At 38.3% G+C, this 17,274-nt stretch carries 12 protein-coding genes, 3 pseudogenes and 1 other annotated feature; of the genes and pseudogenes, 6 read left to right on the top strand and 9 right to left on the bottom strand.

Annotation, left to right across the window (positions count from 1 at the left end):
- Positions 1-35: 35 nt before the first annotated feature.
- The 5 genes from F927_RS09760 to F927_RS09740 all read left to right on the top strand — a co-directional run bounded on the left by F927_RS09760 (position 36) and on the right by F927_RS09740 (position 6,884).
- Positions 36-440: a hypothetical protein gene (locus F927_RS09760; protein ID WP_005084015.1), complete on the top strand. Its 405-nt coding sequence runs from the start codon at positions 36-38 to the stop codon at positions 438-440.
- A gap of 80 nt (positions 441-520) precedes the next feature.
- A complete protein-coding gene (locus tag F927_RS09755) occupies positions 521-1,828 on the top strand; it encodes a TolC family protein (RefSeq protein ID WP_005084012.1) in 1,308 nt (435 codons plus the stop codon).
- Entirely contained in the window at positions 1,828-3,327 is a 1,500-nt protein-coding gene (locus F927_RS09750; protein ID WP_004637561.1) for an efflux RND transporter periplasmic adaptor subunit, read from the top strand. Before F927_RS09755 ends, F927_RS09750 begins: the two co-directional genes overlap by 1 nt.
- A gap of 14 nt (positions 3,328-3,341) precedes the next feature.
- The gene (locus F927_RS09745) at positions 3,342-6,488 is read left to right on the top strand and encodes an efflux RND transporter permease subunit (protein ID WP_005084008.1); all 3,147 of its coding nucleotides are present in this window, start codon (positions 3,342-3,344) and stop codon (positions 6,486-6,488) included.
- A 33-nt stretch (positions 6,489-6,521) separates the two neighbouring features.
- A complete protein-coding gene (locus F927_RS09740) occupies positions 6,522-6,884 on the top strand; it encodes a copper-binding protein (protein WP_000911305.1) in 363 nt (120 codons plus the stop codon).
- Positions 6,885-6,955: 71 nt separating this feature from the next.
- Here F927_RS09740 and F927_RS09735 read toward each other — a convergent pair.
- The 5 genes and pseudogenes from F927_RS09735 to F927_RS09710 all read right to left on the bottom strand — a co-directional run.
- A pseudogene (locus F927_RS09735) lies at positions 6,956-7,834 on the bottom strand (nucleoside recognition domain-containing protein); the annotation flags it as partial.
- A 35-nt stretch (positions 7,835-7,869) separates the two neighbouring features.
- Positions 7,870-9,089 (bottom strand): IS3 family transposase gene (locus F927_RS09730; protein ID WP_111841931.1). Its coding sequence is split into 2 segments (ribosomal slippage): positions 7,870-8,813 and positions 8,813-9,089, totalling 1,221 coding nucleotides; the frame shifts between segments, so codons are not numbered across the junction.
- Positions 8,698-8,814 (bottom strand) — a sequence feature (AL1L pseudoknot). Its footprint overlaps the gene before it by 117 nt.
- Positions 9,090-9,139: 50 nt before the next feature.
- Positions 9,140-10,090: pseudogene (locus F927_RS09720) on the bottom strand (FeoB small GTPase domain-containing protein); the annotation flags it as partial.
- A complete protein-coding gene (locus F927_RS09715; protein ID WP_001048218.1) occupies positions 10,080-10,340 on the bottom strand; it encodes a FeoA family protein in 261 nt (86 codons plus the stop codon). The gene F927_RS09715 and the pseudogene F927_RS09720, both read right to left, overlap by 11 nt.
- 11 nt (positions 10,341-10,351) lie before the next feature.
- Positions 10,352-11,692 (bottom strand): cation efflux transmembrane domain-containing protein, encoded by a 1,341-nt coding sequence (locus F927_RS09710; protein WP_005084002.1) that lies wholly within the window; start codon positions 11,690-11,692, stop codon positions 10,352-10,354.
- 75 nt (positions 11,693-11,767) lie between these two features.
- Here F927_RS09710 and cadR point away from each other — a divergent pair, with 75 nt between their 5' ends.
- Complete coding sequence (gene cadR, locus F927_RS09705; protein WP_000480876.1) at positions 11,768-12,160, top strand: Cd(II)/Pb(II)-responsive transcriptional regulator; 393 nt, start codon at positions 11,768-11,770, stop codon at positions 12,158-12,160.
- Between the two features lie 146 nt (positions 12,161-12,306).
- Here cadR and F927_RS09700 read toward each other — a convergent pair whose 3' ends face one another.
- The 4 genes and pseudogenes from F927_RS09700 to F927_RS09685 form a co-directional block, all read right to left on the bottom strand.
- Complete coding sequence (locus tag F927_RS09700) at positions 12,307-14,112, bottom strand: hypothetical protein (RefSeq protein WP_005084000.1); 1,806 nt, start codon at positions 14,110-14,112, stop codon at positions 12,307-12,309.
- 53 nt (positions 14,113-14,165) lie between these two features.
- Positions 14,166-15,767, bottom strand: coding sequence for an SAVED domain-containing protein (locus F927_RS09695; RefSeq protein ID WP_005083997.1), 1,602 nt, complete (start codon positions 15,765-15,767; stop codon positions 14,166-14,168).
- 11 nt (positions 15,768-15,778) lie between these two features.
- A complete protein-coding gene (locus F927_RS09690; protein WP_000572368.1) occupies positions 15,779-16,270 on the bottom strand; it encodes a Mov34/MPN/PAD-1 family protein in 492 nt (163 codons plus the stop codon).
- Positions 16,263-17,258 (bottom strand): annotated as a pseudogene (locus F927_RS09685) (ThiF family adenylyltransferase); the annotation flags it as partial. The gene F927_RS09690 and the pseudogene F927_RS09685, both read right to left, overlap by 8 nt.
- Positions 17,259-17,274 lie beyond the last annotated feature (16 nt).

Here is a 17,274-nt window from a genome sequence, read left to right as displayed (position 1 = left end):
AAAACTAAAAAAGCTTAAATTTTGGTCATGACATTATGCACTGGTTAAAAACATGCCTTTCGCTGTTTTTATCATTTGCTATCCTCATCGTAGGATCGGCAGCAGTAGCTTCATCTGTACATAGTCCATGTTTAATGTCATCTCAAGATATGCAATCCATGCAAATGATGAATTCTGAAGATCATGAAAAAGCAAGTGCTATGCACATGGATTGTATGAAAGCTGAAGTACAGATTAAGAAGCAATTACATGATCCATCATGTATGTCTAAGCAAGATTGTATTATGTCATTTTCTAAAATTGCATATACATCTACAGCACTAGGTGTTTTGCAATCTATGGTTTCTTCCCCTGTGGAACAGTCTGCTTTTTCTCGATTAAATCAAAATTTCACCTCATCTGATCCTTCCAATTTATGGAAACCCCCACGCTCTAATTAATTTGATGACTAATCATCATTCATAGAGTTTTCTATGGATGTTCTGCACGTGCGCGTGTACATCATTTTAGAGCTAAAAATATGAACTTTAATAAAGAAAAGCTGTCCCTAAAATGGGGTGGATGGTCAATAACCGCAGTTTGCTTTCTCTTGAGTTATGGTCATGCTTATGCCGAACCACTAACTTTGGATACAGCCTTAAAACTTGCGGAGCAATATGCACCTACCCTTAGAGCAAATAGTGCTCGAATTGAAGGGGCTGAGAATGTAGTTTCAGCTTCTGGCATTTTACCCAACCCTAAATTATTTTTCGGTTTGGAGAATTATCCTATATCTGGTGATGCGTCATGGTCAGTCACACAAGATGGCATGACCATGCAGAAAATTGGTGTTATGCAAGATTTTCCAAACCGCGCCAAAAGACAAGCCGAGGTCGAGTTAGCAAAAGCTGAATTGGGTTCAGCTACTGCTCAAACTGAGATTCTACGTATTGAGTTACGTCAGAAAGTCGCATCTGCTTGGCTTAAACGCTTTTATCTTGAGCGTAAATTGGCGCTATATGATGAACTGTTTTCAGAAAATCGATTACTTTCTCAAATCACACAGACACAGGTCACATCCGGTCGGACAATTGTTGCTGATGCACTTGATCCAAAACAAGAAGCCACTGTATTACTTGACCGGAAGGATGATTTACTTCGTGATTTAAATAAAGCCAAACTAGAATTACATCGGTTGGTCAGTGTAGAGCAAACTGGAAATCCCTCTCAAATTGAAACCTTACCTGACCAAGCTCCATCCATCCATCTTGATACATCAAAGCTGTATCATAACTTGCATCAGCATCCTGAATTAAAAGCTTTTCAGGCTGAAAAGCTAACTGCTGAAGCAAAATTGAAACAAGCTCAGGCTTTACAAAAACCTGATTGGGGTATTGAGCTTGCATACCTGCATCGTGCCCCAGAGTTTGGCGATATGATCGGTGTACAACTGACAACTGAGCTTCCTGTATTTTCAAAAAAACGTAGTGGTCCCCTCATTCAGGCAGCCCTAGACGAGCAAAACAGGATTACTGCGGATCAAGAAGCCCAATACCGTGAACATCTCACGAAGTTAGATGACGGGCTATCCGATCTCGATGCGCTTGGTAAACAAATTAAGCGTACGATACAGACAAGTATTCCACTCGCCAAACAAAAAGTGGGTTTACAGTTAGCAAGTTACCAAGCAGGCAAAAGCAATTTGTCCAATGTCATTACCGCCCGGCAAGCTCTTTTAGAACAACAGCTGCGACTTATTGATCTTCAACAACAACAAGCAATTACAACAGCACAACTTTATTTTGCCTTTGAAGAGCCGACCTTAAACCATGCTGAGGAGCAGCCATAATGTTAAGAAATAAATTGGCAATGACTGTCATGGGAGTTGCCACAATTAGTCTTGTCGTAGGTGGCGGTGCCGGATATTGGTTTGCTCATCAGGAAGAGGGTTCTCAATCGGCATCGGTAAGCCAGAAGCAGGATGCTAAAGTGCTTTATTGGTACGATCCAATGAAACCAGGACAGCATTTTGATAAGCCAGGCAAGTCTCCATTTATGGACATGCAACTGGTACCTAAATATGCAGACGAAAATACTACGATGACGGATGAAAGTCGTCCTACAGTCAAAATAGATCCAACTCTTCAACAAAATTTAGCCATCCGTTACGGCACAGTTGAACAGGCTGTAATTGGAAATGCCATATTTACTAATGGCATATTACAAGCAAATGAACGGCAAACAGCTATTTTACAAACTAGAGCAAGTGGCTTTGTCCAGCGAGTGTACGGGCATGCTGTTGGAGATATGGTGACGCAAGGAAGCCCTATAGCTGATATTTCAATACCGGAATGGACTGGAGAGCAAACTGAATTTTTAGCTGTGCTCCGTACTGGAGATCGTTCCCTTATTCAAGCAAGCCGTCAACGTTTGCAGCTTTTAGGAATACCACAAAATGTGATTCATCAAGTTGAGCGAACTCGTCGAGTGCAATCTAATATAACTTTGCAAGCTCCCATTAGTGGATTTATTGATTCACTAGAAGTCCGCAATGGTATGGCTTTGGCTATGGGACAAACCTTGGCCACAATTAAAGGTATCAACCCGATTTGGCTAGAGGCAGCCGTTCCTGAAAAACAAATTGCTGGAATCAAACGAGGTATGAGTGTAGAAGCCAATTTTGCTGCTTTTTCTCAAAAAGTAACTGGCAAAGTTATCGACATTTTGCCTACCTTAGATACAACATCAAGAACTATTAAAGTTCGGATTGAATTATCAAATCCTAGTGGTCAACTTAAGCCAGGGATGTTTGCTTCTGTCAATATAATAAATAATCCCCAAAGCAGTTTGGTTGTACCAGAGCAAGCTGTTATACGTACAGGTACTCGGAACGTTGTCATTGTGGGACATGAGCAAGGGCGTTTTGAACCTGTTGTAGTACAGTTAGGTCAAAGTGATGGCAATAAAATTGCAATTCTACAAGGGTTGAAAGCTGGTCAGAAGGTAGTAATTTCAGGGCAATTCCTGATTGATTCTGAAGCAAATTTACAAGGTGTATTGGATAAGCTGAACACTGGACAATCGATGACTTCATCCCAAGTGGTTAAGACATCAATATATCAAGGCATTGGTAAAGTTGAAAAAGTCACAGCTCAAGACATTACCATTTCACATCAGGCGATTCCTGAGTTGGGTTGGGGGGCTATGACTATGAGCTTTAAACAACCAGTGCAACCATTTACCCAAATTCAGCAAGGCGATCAGGTCCGTTTTAGTTTTACACATGCTAGAGATACTTACGTTATTTCTGACATTTCCAAGATGTCTATGACATCTATGAAGAACTAAACGGGAGGACGATTATGATTGCCCGTATTATTCGTTTTTCAATTGCGAATCGTGTATTTGTCCTGTTAGCCGCTTTAATTCTGGCTGCTTGGGGAACTTGGGCCGTAAAGAATACTCCGGTCGATGCATTACCAGATTTGTCTGATGTACAAGTAATTATTCGAACTAATTTTTCTGGTCAGGCGCCACAAATTGTTGAAAATCAGGTGACCTACCCTTTAACAACAACCATGTTATCGGTACCTGGTGTTAAAACTGTTCGCGGTTATTCTTTTTTTGGTGACTCATTTGTTTATGTCATCTTTGATGAGCATACGGACCTTTACTGGGCCCGTTCTCGTGTATTGGAGTATCTAAATCAAATTCAAGGGAAAATGCCTGCAAATGCGAAATCTTCATTGGGACCAGATGCCACTGGCGTTGGTTGGGTTTATGAATATGCATTGGTAGACCCAACAGGACAGCATGATCTTTCGGAGCTGAGAAGCATACAAGACTGGTTTTTAAAATATGAACTGAAGACATTACCTAATGTGGCTGAAGTTGCCACAATTGGGGGAATGGTTAAGCAATATCAGGTCATCTTAGACCCAAGCAAGATGGCTGCTTTAGGTGTCACACAAAAAAATGTCATTGAGGCGATTCAAAAGGCTAATCAGGAAACTGGTGGTTCAGTTCTAGAAATGGCTGAAACGGAATATATGGTGCGAGCTTCTGGTTATTTAAAAACTTTAGATGATTTTCGCCAGATTCCACTACGAACAAATAGTTTCGGTGTTCCTGTTTCTTTAGGTGATGTTGCAACTATTCAACTTGGTCCAGAAATGCGTCGTGGCATCAGTGAATTGAATGGGCAAGGTGAAACGGTTGGGGGTGTCGTGATTTTACGAGCAGGTAAAAATGCACGTGAAACGATTACTGCTGTGAAAGCGAAGCTAGCTGAATTACAACAAAGTCTACCGAAAGGTGTACAAGTTGTTCCTGTATATGATCGCAGTCAATTGATTGATAGAGCAGTAGAAAATCTCAGCCATAAATTAATTGAAGAGTTCATTGTGGTGGCTTTAGTCTGTGGACTATTCCTCTGGCATTTACGTTCAGCAATGGTGGCTATTGTTTCTTTGCCGCTTGGGATTTTATCTGCTTTCTTGGTGATGCATTATCAAGGGCTAAATGCCAATATCATGTCGTTGGGTGGTATTGCTATCGCGATTGGCGCTATGGTTGATGCTGCAATTGTAATGGTTGAAAATGCACATAAGCATATCGAAACTTGGCAACACGAACATCCTGAGCAAGTCTTGGAAGCACAAGTCCGTTGGAACATCATTACACGTTCTGCCAGTGAGGTCGGGCCAACTTTATTTTTCTGTCTACTCATCATTACCTTATCCTTCATTCCTATTTTTACTTTACAGGCACAAGAAGGTCGCTTGTTCTCGCCTCTGGCGTTTACCAAAACCTATGCCATGGCAGCGGCAGCTGGTTTATCCATTACCCTGATTCCTGTTTTGATGGGTTATTGGATCCGCGGGAAATTACCCTCAGAACAACGTAATCCATTGAACCGTTTCCTCATCAAAATATACCGACCTATGTTGGATCAGGTTTTAGCTCATCCAAAGACCACTTTATTTGGTGCGTTGCTAATTTTCCTTATTAGTCTTTTACCTTTAACTCGATTAGGTGGAGAATTTCTACCGAATATGGATGAAGGTGATTTACTTTATATGCCTTCAGCTTTACCAGGATTGTCCGCAGCTAAGGCCTCAGAACTGTTACAGCAAACAGATCGAATGATTAAAACGGTTCCAGAAGTTGCGACAGTATTTGGTAAAGCAGGGAGAGCTGAGTCAGCAACAGACCCTGCGCCTTTAGAAATGTTTGAAACCACGATTCAGTTCAAACCACGGTCTGAATGGCGTTCAGGTATGACACCTGACAAATTGATAAAAGAACTAGATAAGGCAGTCCAAGTACCGGGTTTAACAAACATTTGGGTGCCACCTATCCGTAACCGGATTGATATGTTGGCAACTGGGGTGAAAAGTCCAATCGGGATTAAGATTTCAGCAAATGATCTGCAAGATATTGATCGGGTAGCACAGCAAATTGAACAAGTGGCTAAACAGGTGCCCGGTGTTAGTTCAGCTTTAGCTGAACGGCTCACAGGTGGTCGATATGTTGATGTCGATATTAACCGTATGCAGGCTGCGCGATATGGTCTCAATATTAAAGATGTACAGCAAATCGTCTCATCAGCGATTGGCGGGGAAAATATTGGTGAAACTGTTGAAGGCTTGGCACGGTATCCCATTAATGTACGTTACCCACGAGAGATTCGAGATTCACTGGAAGCCTTAAGAAATTTACCGATTCTAACAGAATCTGGTCAACAAATAGTCTTGAGTAGTGTTGCTAATATTCAAATTACAGATGGGCCGCCAATGCTTAAAAGTGAGAATGCCCGTCCAAGTGGTTGGGTCTATGTCGATGTACAAGGACGTGACTTAGCTTCGGTTGTACATGATTTGAAGCAGGCCATAGACCAAAAAGTAAAACGTTCTTCTGCCATGAGCATTAGCTATTCAGGACAGTTTGAGTTCATGGAGCGTGCGAATGCTCGCTTAAAAGTTGTTATTCCAATTACTTTGATGATCATTTTTCTATTGCTCTATTTGATTTTTAGGCAAGTACAAGATGCTGTTCTGATTATGGCAACACTACCTTTTGCGTTGATTGGTGGTATTTGGGCTATGTACTTGAGTGATTATCACTTTTCGGTTGCGATTGCTGTTGGTTTTATTGCACTTGCTGGTGTTGCCGCAGAGTTTGGTGTAGTCATGTTGTTCTATTTAAAGCAAGCAATTGAGCATGCACAGCAAAGCCTATCTTCTTCAACGGCATCCTTAACAGAGCAACAACTCAATGAGGCAATTCATACAGGGGCCGTGCTACGTGTTCGCCCTAAAGCAATGACAGTCGCTGTCATTTTGGCGGGGTTAATCCCTATTCTGTTGGGGACTGGAACAGGTTCTGAATTAATGAGTCGTATTGCTTTACCTATGGTTGGGGGCATGATTTCAGCCCCTCTCTTATCTATGTTTGTTATCCCTGCGGCATATCAGCTTTTAATCAAAAGAAAACTATCAAAGAATTGATAGTTTTATTATTTCGTCAAAAGAGGTTTTATTATGTTGAAATTTATGAAAACTGTGGCTCTTGTTGCAACCGTTGCTGCGTTAAGTGCATGTAGCAAAAATGAGGCATCAGAGCAAAAGAAAGCGGAAGCACCGATGGAGCAGATGAGTAAAGAGTCATCTACAGTTGCAACAGCTCAAGCTGTTGGTGTGATTACTGCTATTGATACGAAAGAAAATATTCTAACACTCGACCATGAAGCAATTCCTGCAATTAAATGGCCTGCAATGACCATGGGCTTTAAAGTTGCAGATCCAGCATTATTGAATGGTTTAACTGTAGGGGAAAAGGTTGACTTCGAATTAAAAATAGAGGGTGAGAGTCAGATTATTGTTGCTGTGAAAAAAAGCTCATAATCAGTTTGATACTTAAAAGAAAAATGGATGCCTTCGCATCCATTTTTCTTTATGAAATATTCTTATTTTGATTAAAGTCTACTAATAAGCTGATATGTAATGAAGGCAAAGAAATACGCAAGCCCAAATAAGTAAGTCGCCATAATAACAGGCTGTTTCCAGCTACCAGTTTCACGACGAATGGTCGCTAATGTTGCAAGACAATGTGGTGCGAAAATGTACCAAACTAATAATGACATCCCTGTAGCTAATCCCCAACCATCAGGACCAGAGATTTGACTCAACAATGTTTGAGTTACAGTATCTTCATCTCCAGACATAGCATAAATTACACCTAAAGCAGCAATGACAACTTCCCTTGCAGCCATAGCAGGAATTAATGCGATACAGATTTCCCAAGTAAAGCCAATAGGTGCAAATATAGGCTGAATAATATGTCCAAGTTGCCCAGCTAAACTATAGTTGATAGCAGGCATTGTGGCATGCTCAGGAGGTTGAGGGAACGTCACCAATACCCAAAGCAATATAGATAATGCTACGATAATACCGCCAACTCTTTTTAGGAAGATCGTAGCTCGGTCATAAAGTCCTAAAGCAACGTTTCGAATATCTGGTAATCGATAAGTAGGCAACTCAAAGATAAAAATACTTTCTGTTTTATCTTTTCTAACTAGTTTCAAAAATAAAGAAACACATAATGCTGAAACAATTCCAGCCATATATAGTCCAAAAAGAACTAAACCTTGTAGGCTCAACCAACCATAAACTAATTTGTTTGGAATGAATGCCGCAATCAGCAAAGCATAAACAGGTAATCTTGCAGAACAAGTCATTAATGGCGCAATCATAATGGTTGCTAGACGATCTCTTTCCGAACTAATACTTCGTGTTGCCATGACACCAGGAATAGCACAGGCAAAACTAGACAATAGTGGAATAAAGGAACGTGAACCGTACCGGGTTTGTCGGAGACTTTTTATTTAAGTTAGGCCACCTGACCTAACGGATTAATTTTATCATAGTACATTGCTTCAAAATCAAAAGGTGGCACATAACCTAGTGCACTATGTACACGCTCTTTATTGAACCAATCTACCCAATTTAATGTCGCAAGTTGTACATCCGCTAAACCTTGCCAATCTGCTTTTAAATATTCAATCACCTCTGTTTTGTATAAGCCATTCACTGTTTCAGCCAAAGCATTATCGTATGAATCACCGGTCGTACCGACTGATGCTCGTAAATTTGCTGCTTCTAAACGATTGGTATAGCGAATGGAAAGATATTGAACCCCTCTGTCACTATGGTGAATCACATTCTTTGGCATGTCTCGAGCATGTAACGCTTGCTCAAGTGCATCGAGCACCATATCTGTATTCATCCGTGTCGATACTTTCCATCCAACAATTGCTCGTGAGAAGACATCAATAATAAATGCAGTATAAACCCAGCCTGAATTTGTTTGAATATACGTGAAGTCAGCGACCCATAGCTGGTCAGGATGATCAGCACTAAAATTGCGTTTCACCAAGTCATCTGCTCGTTTTTGATCCTCTCGGCTACGGGTAGTTTGTTTATTCTTACCACGCCAAACACCTTGTATACCTAGTTTTTGCATCAATCGAGCAACTGTACAGCGAGCAATAACATAGCCTTCACGTTTCAATTTTTGCCAAACTTTACGCACACCATATCGACCTGAACTTTCCTTCCAAATTCGTTTAATTTGTTCAGCATGATGCAAGTCATGTAGATCTCGCTTTGCTCGATGTTCTGGGTTTTCAACGAAATCTAGTGTTCGATAATAGGTAGAAGCCGCGATCGGTAAAATCCTGCAAATCGCCTCAACACCATATAACGCCTTATTGTTATGGATGAAATCTACCATTATTTGTGTGGGCGGTCGAGCTCCGCCTGGGCGAAAAAAGCGGCTGCTTTACGTAGAATTTCGTTAGCACGTTGCAGTTCTTTATTTTCACGTTCGAGTTGTTTAATACGTTCTTGATCTGAAAGTTGCTGTACTTTAATTGGGTTTTGTTTATCTAAATATTTTTGATACCAAACACGTAGAGTTTCAGGAGTACAACCTATCTTGGGAGCAATAGCGGTGATCGCAGCCCAATTCGATGGATAATCTTTCTCGGATTCAATCAATAATTGAACCGCTCTTTCTCTGATTTCAGGGGTATATTTTACTTTTTTCATCGGGACATTCTCTCAGAAAGCTTGGTCTCCGACAAACCCGGTACGGTTCAACGTCCACTTAAACCAGCTTTGGACATTAATTTATCCAAAAGGAATGCTGCTCGTGGCAAATAACCTGATTCTTCTAAAATTAAAATAAAGAAGAATAAGATAAGGATCTGCGGCATATAAGCCAAAACACTACCCGATCCAGCGATTACCCCATCAACAATAAGACTTCTAAGTAATGGATGAGTAATAAGCGGGCCAATTGTATTACCTAACCAAGCAATTGCATTTTCAATTAATGAGATAAAAGGTTGTGCCCAGATAAAAACGGCTTGGAACATGACAAACATGGTAAGCGTTAGGATGACTAAACCAAGTACAGGATGTAAGAAAATTTTATCCAAGAAAGCTGTTCTTGCATCACCGTTATCATTTTTTAAAATTACCTGTTTAGTAATATTTTTAATCTGATCAAAATGATTCAGATCAGAATGATAAGTAGTGACAAATAGATTTTTTTGATCTAATTGATTTAGTAGTTCTTGCACGCCTTTAGTTTTAACGGCAATAGCCTCAATAACAGGGATACCCAACAATTCTGATAGCTTATTAATATCTATCGAAATACCACGCTTTTTGACCTCATCCATCATATTTAAAACAAGAAGCATTGGTCGATTCAATGCCCTTATTTCAAGCACGAGACTTAAATGTAAATTAGTGGCATCAACCACACATACATATATATCAGGTAGAACCTCACCCTCAAGCTCACCTAAGCATACAGCCCTTGTTACCTCTTCATCTAGACTCGTAGGCTTTAAGCTGTATGTGCCGGGCAAATCTAAAACTCGAACTGATTCACCAGAAGGTAGTTTAAAGAAACCTTCTTTCCGCTCAACAGTAACACCAGCATAATTAGCTACTTTTTGACGAGTACCTGTTAAAGTATTAAAGAGAGATGTTTTCCCACAATTTGGGTTACCAATAAGTGCAATATTTTTACTGTTCATTTGAAACAATCTCTACAAAAATTCGTTCAGCTTCATTCTTTCTTAACGCAAATCGAGAAGTTTCAATTTGAACCAATACTGGATCACCACCGAAAAGTCCCTTAGCTAGAACTTGTAAAGTTTCACCAATTCTGAAACCTAACAATTCAAGTCGTTCGAGAACTGGATCATTTTTATCTAAATATTGGTTACCTTTTTTTAGGTCAACAATTTTGACAAATTCGTTTGGTTTAACTTGGAATAAATTCATTTTTAATACTCTTATTTCAATGCCAAAATTTTTCGAGCACCGTTAAGTACGAAAAGTGAAACAATTATTCCTATAATAAGATCTGGATATGCGGAACCTGTCAAAGCCACAAGGAAGCCAGCAATAATTACACCTAGATTCACAATCACATCATTAGCGGAGAAAATCCAGCTTGCTTTCATATGTGCTCCACCATCTTTATGTCCAGAAATTAGATAAAGACAGGCAACATTCGCAATTAGTGCAAAAAAGCCGATTACAATCATTAATAAAGATTCAGGCTCACTACCTAATATAAAACGTCTAATTACATCGACAATTACAGTTATTGCGAGAAATAATTGAATCCAACCCGCAAAATGCGCGGCTTTAACTTGATACTTTGCAGTTTTACCTACAGCATAAAGTGCAATCCCATAAACAGCAGCATCTGCAAACATATCAAGAGAGTCTGCGATTAACCCTGTAGATGCAGCAATTAGGCCACTAATAAATTCAATAACGAAAAGTGCAGCATTAATCGCTAAAAGAATTTTTAAAACTTTTGCTTGTTCAGACGTATCTGCTTTTTCAGGCATTTCACCCACAGAGGCAGCGGTACTTTCAAGTTTGGCTCCAAACCCAAGAGCTTCAAGTTTGCTAGTAATTTCATTAAGACCATCATTATGAAAAACTTTCAATTTCCGATTAGGTAAATCAAATGTTAGTCCTTTGACCTCATTCACTGGAGACAATGCCATACGAACCATTTGCTCCTCAGCAGAGCAATCCATTTTCGGAATTAGAAACGTACTGATTTCTTTTGCATGCTCTTTATTTACATAGGCTTCAGTTTTATTTAATTTTGCTCCAAACCCAAGAGCTTCAAGTTTTGCAGTGATTTCATTACTTTCACCATTATGCATAACTTTTAGGTTTCGATTCGGCAAATCAAAAACTAGCCTTTTAACGTTTAACAAAGAAGATAAAGTCATCCGAACCATTTGTTCCTCTGCGGAACAATCCATTTTAGGGATGTTATAGTCACTGATGAAAGTCGCTACACCCTCATTATCATTAACTGTCTCAGGTGAACTTATCGAATTTGGGCCGCAACATGAGTTTGACTGCGTAGAACATAGCTGAGTACTAGCACAAGAATCTTTTTCATCAGGCTTAGATTGTTGTGGTACTTCTTCATTACCACAACAAGAACTTTTACTTTCTTCATTACCACAACAAGAACTTTTACTTTCTTCAGTAGTTAAATCTTTACTGTTACCAGAATTTGCTTCTGATTCATTTTGATTTTGCTTAGTGTCTTCACAAGAACTTTCTTTATTACAACCGCAACCACTCATTGATGTGCCCATAGTCATATCTTTACTTATTGCATATTAAAATCTCTATAGCTACTATAGAGTCAAGGTGGATTTTGAGTATTTCTAATGTTTATGAAGATAGGAGAGCTCTCTGAAAAAACGTCGTGCTCAGTACTGACAATACGGTTTTATGAAAAAGAAGGTTTAATCCCGCAACCTGATCGAACTCAAGGTAACTATAGACTATATACTGAAGATTACATTGATCGGTTGAAATTCATTGTGAATTGTCGTTCTTTGAATATGAACTTAACTGAAATTAAAAAATTACTAAATTATAAGGATCTGCCTAATCTAAATTGTTCTGATGTTAATGAACTTATCGATTCACATATTAACGATGTAGAGGAAAATATTCGGAATCAGCAGAAACTTATACAGCAGCTATTAGAAATAAGAAAGACTTGTGATGGGTTATGTACAGTAGATAAGTGTGGTGTGTTGAAAAAATTAGCTTGATTTTAATTATTATTTAATTCTCTATTCTTAAAAGAACTAATTAAATTTTTAAGAAAATATTTATAATTATGTTGGTTTAACAAGCCAATAGTACTTATATTCTATTGGCATTTTTATAGTAAGCTAAATAATATAAATTTAAAAATTCAATTCTTGAACGTTACTTTATCAATTTCTATCTTTCTTAAAGCATTCAACAAAGTTGATTCACCTTCGGTCAACCCTTTTGTATTTGAATGTCGAAATAAAAATATTTGAGTTACTAACAAGCTTTGAAACACTCTTGAGGGATATGAACCCTCATGTAGAGGAAGATGATACATTAAATCTGAAACGAACTGTTCGAGATCTTTTTCATATTTCATTTGAAACACTAAACCGGCATGTCCTCTTTCTTTTGTCAGAGTTTCACCTTCTACAGTAGACGTATATGTTGCGGGCTGTATATCAAAAATATAAACAGGTTCTAATTGCGATACAGTTAATCTGATAATTAATGCTCCTCTTATTTGGGTTTTTAATGAATTTGCGTAGCACCAAGTCTTGTGAATCTGCTCTTCAGATTCAGTAAAAAAACCGATCAGCATCGGGAGTTCGGAATAGTTAAATCCCTTTTCAAATGTGTAATAGTGAACTTTTTGTATTAAATCTGGATTGAAATCCATGGCTTTTACACAAGCTTTCCATAATCCAATAATTCTGCCATCCTCGGAGGCCTGAAACTCTGTCGATTGATTTGTTGAAGGAACTATTTGGCCATTTAATACTTCTGGTGAATTGTCAGGAGCTCCAGTTCCTATAGTCTGTGTTTCTATATATTTCTTCTTTCTTTTTGGATGTTTAGTCTGTTTTACATATTTGTATTTACTTAATTCACTAGCTGGACCGCCATCAATCCATTCAAAGTCATCTTCTAAGAATTCATAATCAGAAGGCGGACGTCGACCGCCCTGATTTGTGGAAACGTTAATGTCACCGCTACCTAATTGAGGTAAGGGGGGATTAGGCTGGTTAGTGTCTGTAGTGGTATTAATACGTTCAGTTGCTCTAGGTATTATTCTAATATGATCATTTTTTGGTGACTTCATTCCTCTGATTCTTGTCACAACAAATGTTTTTGTTCCCGCTAAGCGGAACCCTGACACTCGGATAGGTAAGGTCTCCGTATGCCAAGGGACAACTTTTGGATAGATATTGGCTTGTTTTAAATCAGAATTTCTAACGATACTACTATATAAAATACGTGTAGCATTCTTAGCGAGTTCAGTATATTTATAATATGCGACAAAGTCGGCATCCTGCCGGGTAATTCTATCGCCAAGTAGTACACTCCAAAGATCCTTTTCCCCTACGTGGGGAATATATAATCGAGATTCTCGTTCACTTTCATTATATGTAGTAAGTATTCGTATGAGCTCAGTTGATAAACCGTATGCTCTAGTGAGAAATTCTAGACATGGTATTAAAAGCTCATCAAAGTCAGGGTGGTTCACTTTGAAAGAAATACAATTTTTTTTCTCTTTCGTATCTACTATTTCGCATTCTTCTCGATTTTTGAAAAAGTTAATTTTCTTCTTCTCATCCACATTCTCATAGATTTTTAAAAATTTAAATTCGAAATCAGTATGATCAATAACAAATTCATAGATATCCTGGTTTGCAAAATCTATTTTTCGTTGCTGATGCCAAATTGAATCAACTCGCCAAGATACAAGATCTGTAATGTTTGCTGTAATCTGAATAAAATTATCAGTGGGACTGAAATCTTCTAAAACTTCTCTGAATAAGACATGGACCTGTGGCTGATCTCCAGGCCTTTTTCCTTTTTCCATCCCTCCATACCACCAAACTTGTAAATATTTATCTTTATAGGGTTTAAGAATCTCCCATAATAGTTTTACTTTATTTCCATCAGAAGAGTTTTTATTTTGATCAGTAGAAGTATTAGTCATAAGGTCTATCCCATTTTTAATATATTAAAAATAAGCTTGTAAAATAGGTTTTTTTAGGGAAGTTCTAAGTGATTTCCGCGTGAATCATTTCTAATAATGAGTTTAGGAAGCATAGTATCTTGCGCAAAGTCATAGATAATAATATCAGGATGATGTAGATCAATAGCTTGTCCTAAAGCGATACAGGCTGCATTTGGTGCGGCAATTAAAAGATGGACTCTCTTTACACCATGTTTATCTTTTAATAGATGAAAAAGTTTCTGAAGCTCAGCGGTGAACTTTGAAATATTATGGGGATGAGGAACAGCCTTACTTCCTAAATATGCTTCAAGCGCATTAATTTCAATAATATCAGCATCCAATTCAGCTTTTAGCTCAAGAGCCTTATTTTTGATTTTATCAATAAGAGCTGTGAAATTTATACATAAAACTACATCGGCAGCCTTTCGAAGAGTTCCAATTCCAATCGTTTCATATGATTGATCAGCAGCTGAAGTATTTGGCCATCCCCATCGATTCGCTTCTCTATCCCTTAACATTGGGAGAAACTTTCCTTTATTACCTAATAAAGCACCTAAGCCAATAAGTGCCGGCATAGGTCCGAATGCGAAGATTGCAGCACGATGTCCATTTAAACTTGTTTGCTGGATAATTTTGTCGGCTTCATTCTGAATAATCATGACGAGTTGTTGTGAAAACTGGTCAGGATTTTTCATATATAACGTATTACTATCACATAACCTTTGAAGGTAACCATCCATTCGATGTTGTAATGGTGATAAACATGAAGCAATCTCTTTAGGCTCTGGATGACCAACAACATTACTATTTACAGACCATAAAATTGAATATACAGGAATTGGGCTGAATGCTAGGGCGTCAAGTAAAGTATTAGCTAAATCACAATAGGATTTTCTCATTTCGCTCAGTTGTTGTGCTGAGTAATCACTTGCTGCAATTTTATCAATTAACCGGTGATGTTTATCACACAAGAGTAGTACATTTGCTGGGTCATCGGAAAGCATGTCGGAAAGGTACGGAATTCCTCTTTCACCTCTTTCTGAAGAGGCTACATTATGAGCCAGGTATCCTATATTACCCTTCATGCCTGTAAGTTGTTCGATATCTAGTCGATCACCGCATCCAGTGAACATGCAGCGTCCATGACTATCTTGCATGACCAGCCGCTTTGTCTCGGCAGTAAACGGATTACCTCGTCCAATTTTTTTTACTGGCTTAAAATAGCTTTTGATGAATTTTTTAATGTCATTTACTTTAATAAATTCTGTAGCTTGATAAGCGCTTTTATTATGCCAAATATGCTCAAGTTTTTTTAAATCGCTTAAATGAGAACAATTTATTGTATGACCTTGCCAAGCATGCAGAATAATTTTTTTGGTTTGTTTATTAGATAGTTCTAATATGAATTGAAGTAGATCAGTCTCATACAGGTTAGCCCTTAGGGAACTGATTACAGCATCATTTTCTAATAATAAAATAACTAAATTTTGACCACTTTCATCAATAAGTAGGCCGACTGTATCCCATGTAATGAAATCTTGAATTGTAGTTGTAAACTCTTGTGCAGTCTTTAATGAATCAAATGGAGGATTTTCCGTTTGTACAAGTGTTTCAGTAAAAGTAACTTCAGTCATTCTTTTAGTCCTTATAGTACTTGATGATTATTGATCTCTGCTTGATTCCATCCTTGAAGGGAGGAGTAAAAGAAAATTCGTATTGCTTGAATGCCTACTATGACAAAAAAAAGCTGGCGGTCAGGATTCCTCAAAATGCAACTTTTCCAGTCTGCATAATCAATATGTGACGGAGTTGGGATGTTTTGTGGGTGGCTATGCCAAGTTCCTAAATAAACCGAGGTTCCGTTTGATTTTGAAAATGCCGAATCTACTTTCTTTTGATGTCCCGGATCTTTTAAGGTGAACCTATGCGTAGATCTGCAATCTTTTGGCATAGGCTCAGTTAAGTCTTCAATCCAGTACTGATTAGGGTTAGAGGAGCTTTGATTGCCAATCAGAACACCACATGCTTCTAGATCTTTTCTATCAAGTTGCTTATATCTCGTCCATGTTTGAATAACTTCATGGGAAATATAGAGTTCAAACTGTTTAGAGGGGAGCAAGTAATAATTTTCAATCATTGCAAAGATCACACCCACTATTTAGAAGAGGGAGAATTTCCAATGATTTTGAAAACTGTGTATATCGATCAGTTACCTGGAAACCAGCTTGGATAACATCAAAATCACTACCTTTCCAGCTCACTTTTGAAGAGCTGTGTAATTGGCCCATTAAAAACTTGATTGCTAAATTAGAAGTAATAAGAGCGGTTTGTAATGCACTTAAGTTGCTATAAGGTAAGAATGCATTTCCGCAACCCGCAAGATTTTTTGTAAGGTTTTGATTAGGTTTCAAAAAATTAAGGTTGGAACCTAGGCCTCGTGAAAAATCAATTGGATCAACATATGCACATCTTAAACAACCTTTTGAATCAGGAATATCTAGTACAGCATGTCCCCCAATTCCGTAACCTTCCACCCAGGTATTTATGACAGCAGTTTCAACTGAATTCTTAATACAGTAATCATGAAAAATACGTTCTTGTGTAGGTGAACCGATTGCGATAATGATGAGATCGAAAGTATTTAATATATTTTCATATCTTAGGCTTAGGAGTTCTGAAAACATAACCTGGACTTCTAGCCAAGGATATTTATTACTCAATTCTGTTTGTAAGCCCCAAGTCTTAGGCCAGCTAATATAGTGAGCTGCAAGAGTATGGCGGTATAAATTATCTAAAGAAAATGTCTCGGGATCTGAAAGTGTTATATGGCCGATACCTGTGGACGCAAGTTGATTAGCAATTTGGCTCCCAACCGATCCGCAACCTACAAGTAAAACTTTTTTGTTTTGGAGTTCCTGAATAGCTCCACTTCGTGGCATTACTCGTTCTTTATTAAATAAACGTACATTCATTGCCTTGAGTTCCCAGAACTCTAAATGCTCACGATTAAGAGGCAGACCTTTTTTGCTTTTAATATTATGTTTTAAATGAAAATGGATACCAAACCAAGTTTTACCTGAAGGTGTATCCGCATTAAATACAAGCCAAAAGGCATGGTGAACCGTACCGGGTTTGTCGGAG

This window comes from Acinetobacter haemolyticus CIP 64.3 = MTCC 9819 (genome assembly GCF_000369065.1).
GTDB classification, from domain to species: domain Bacteria; phylum Pseudomonadota; class Gammaproteobacteria; order Pseudomonadales; family Moraxellaceae; genus Acinetobacter; species Acinetobacter haemolyticus.
This window is presented reverse-complemented; position numbering and strand designations above follow the sequence as displayed.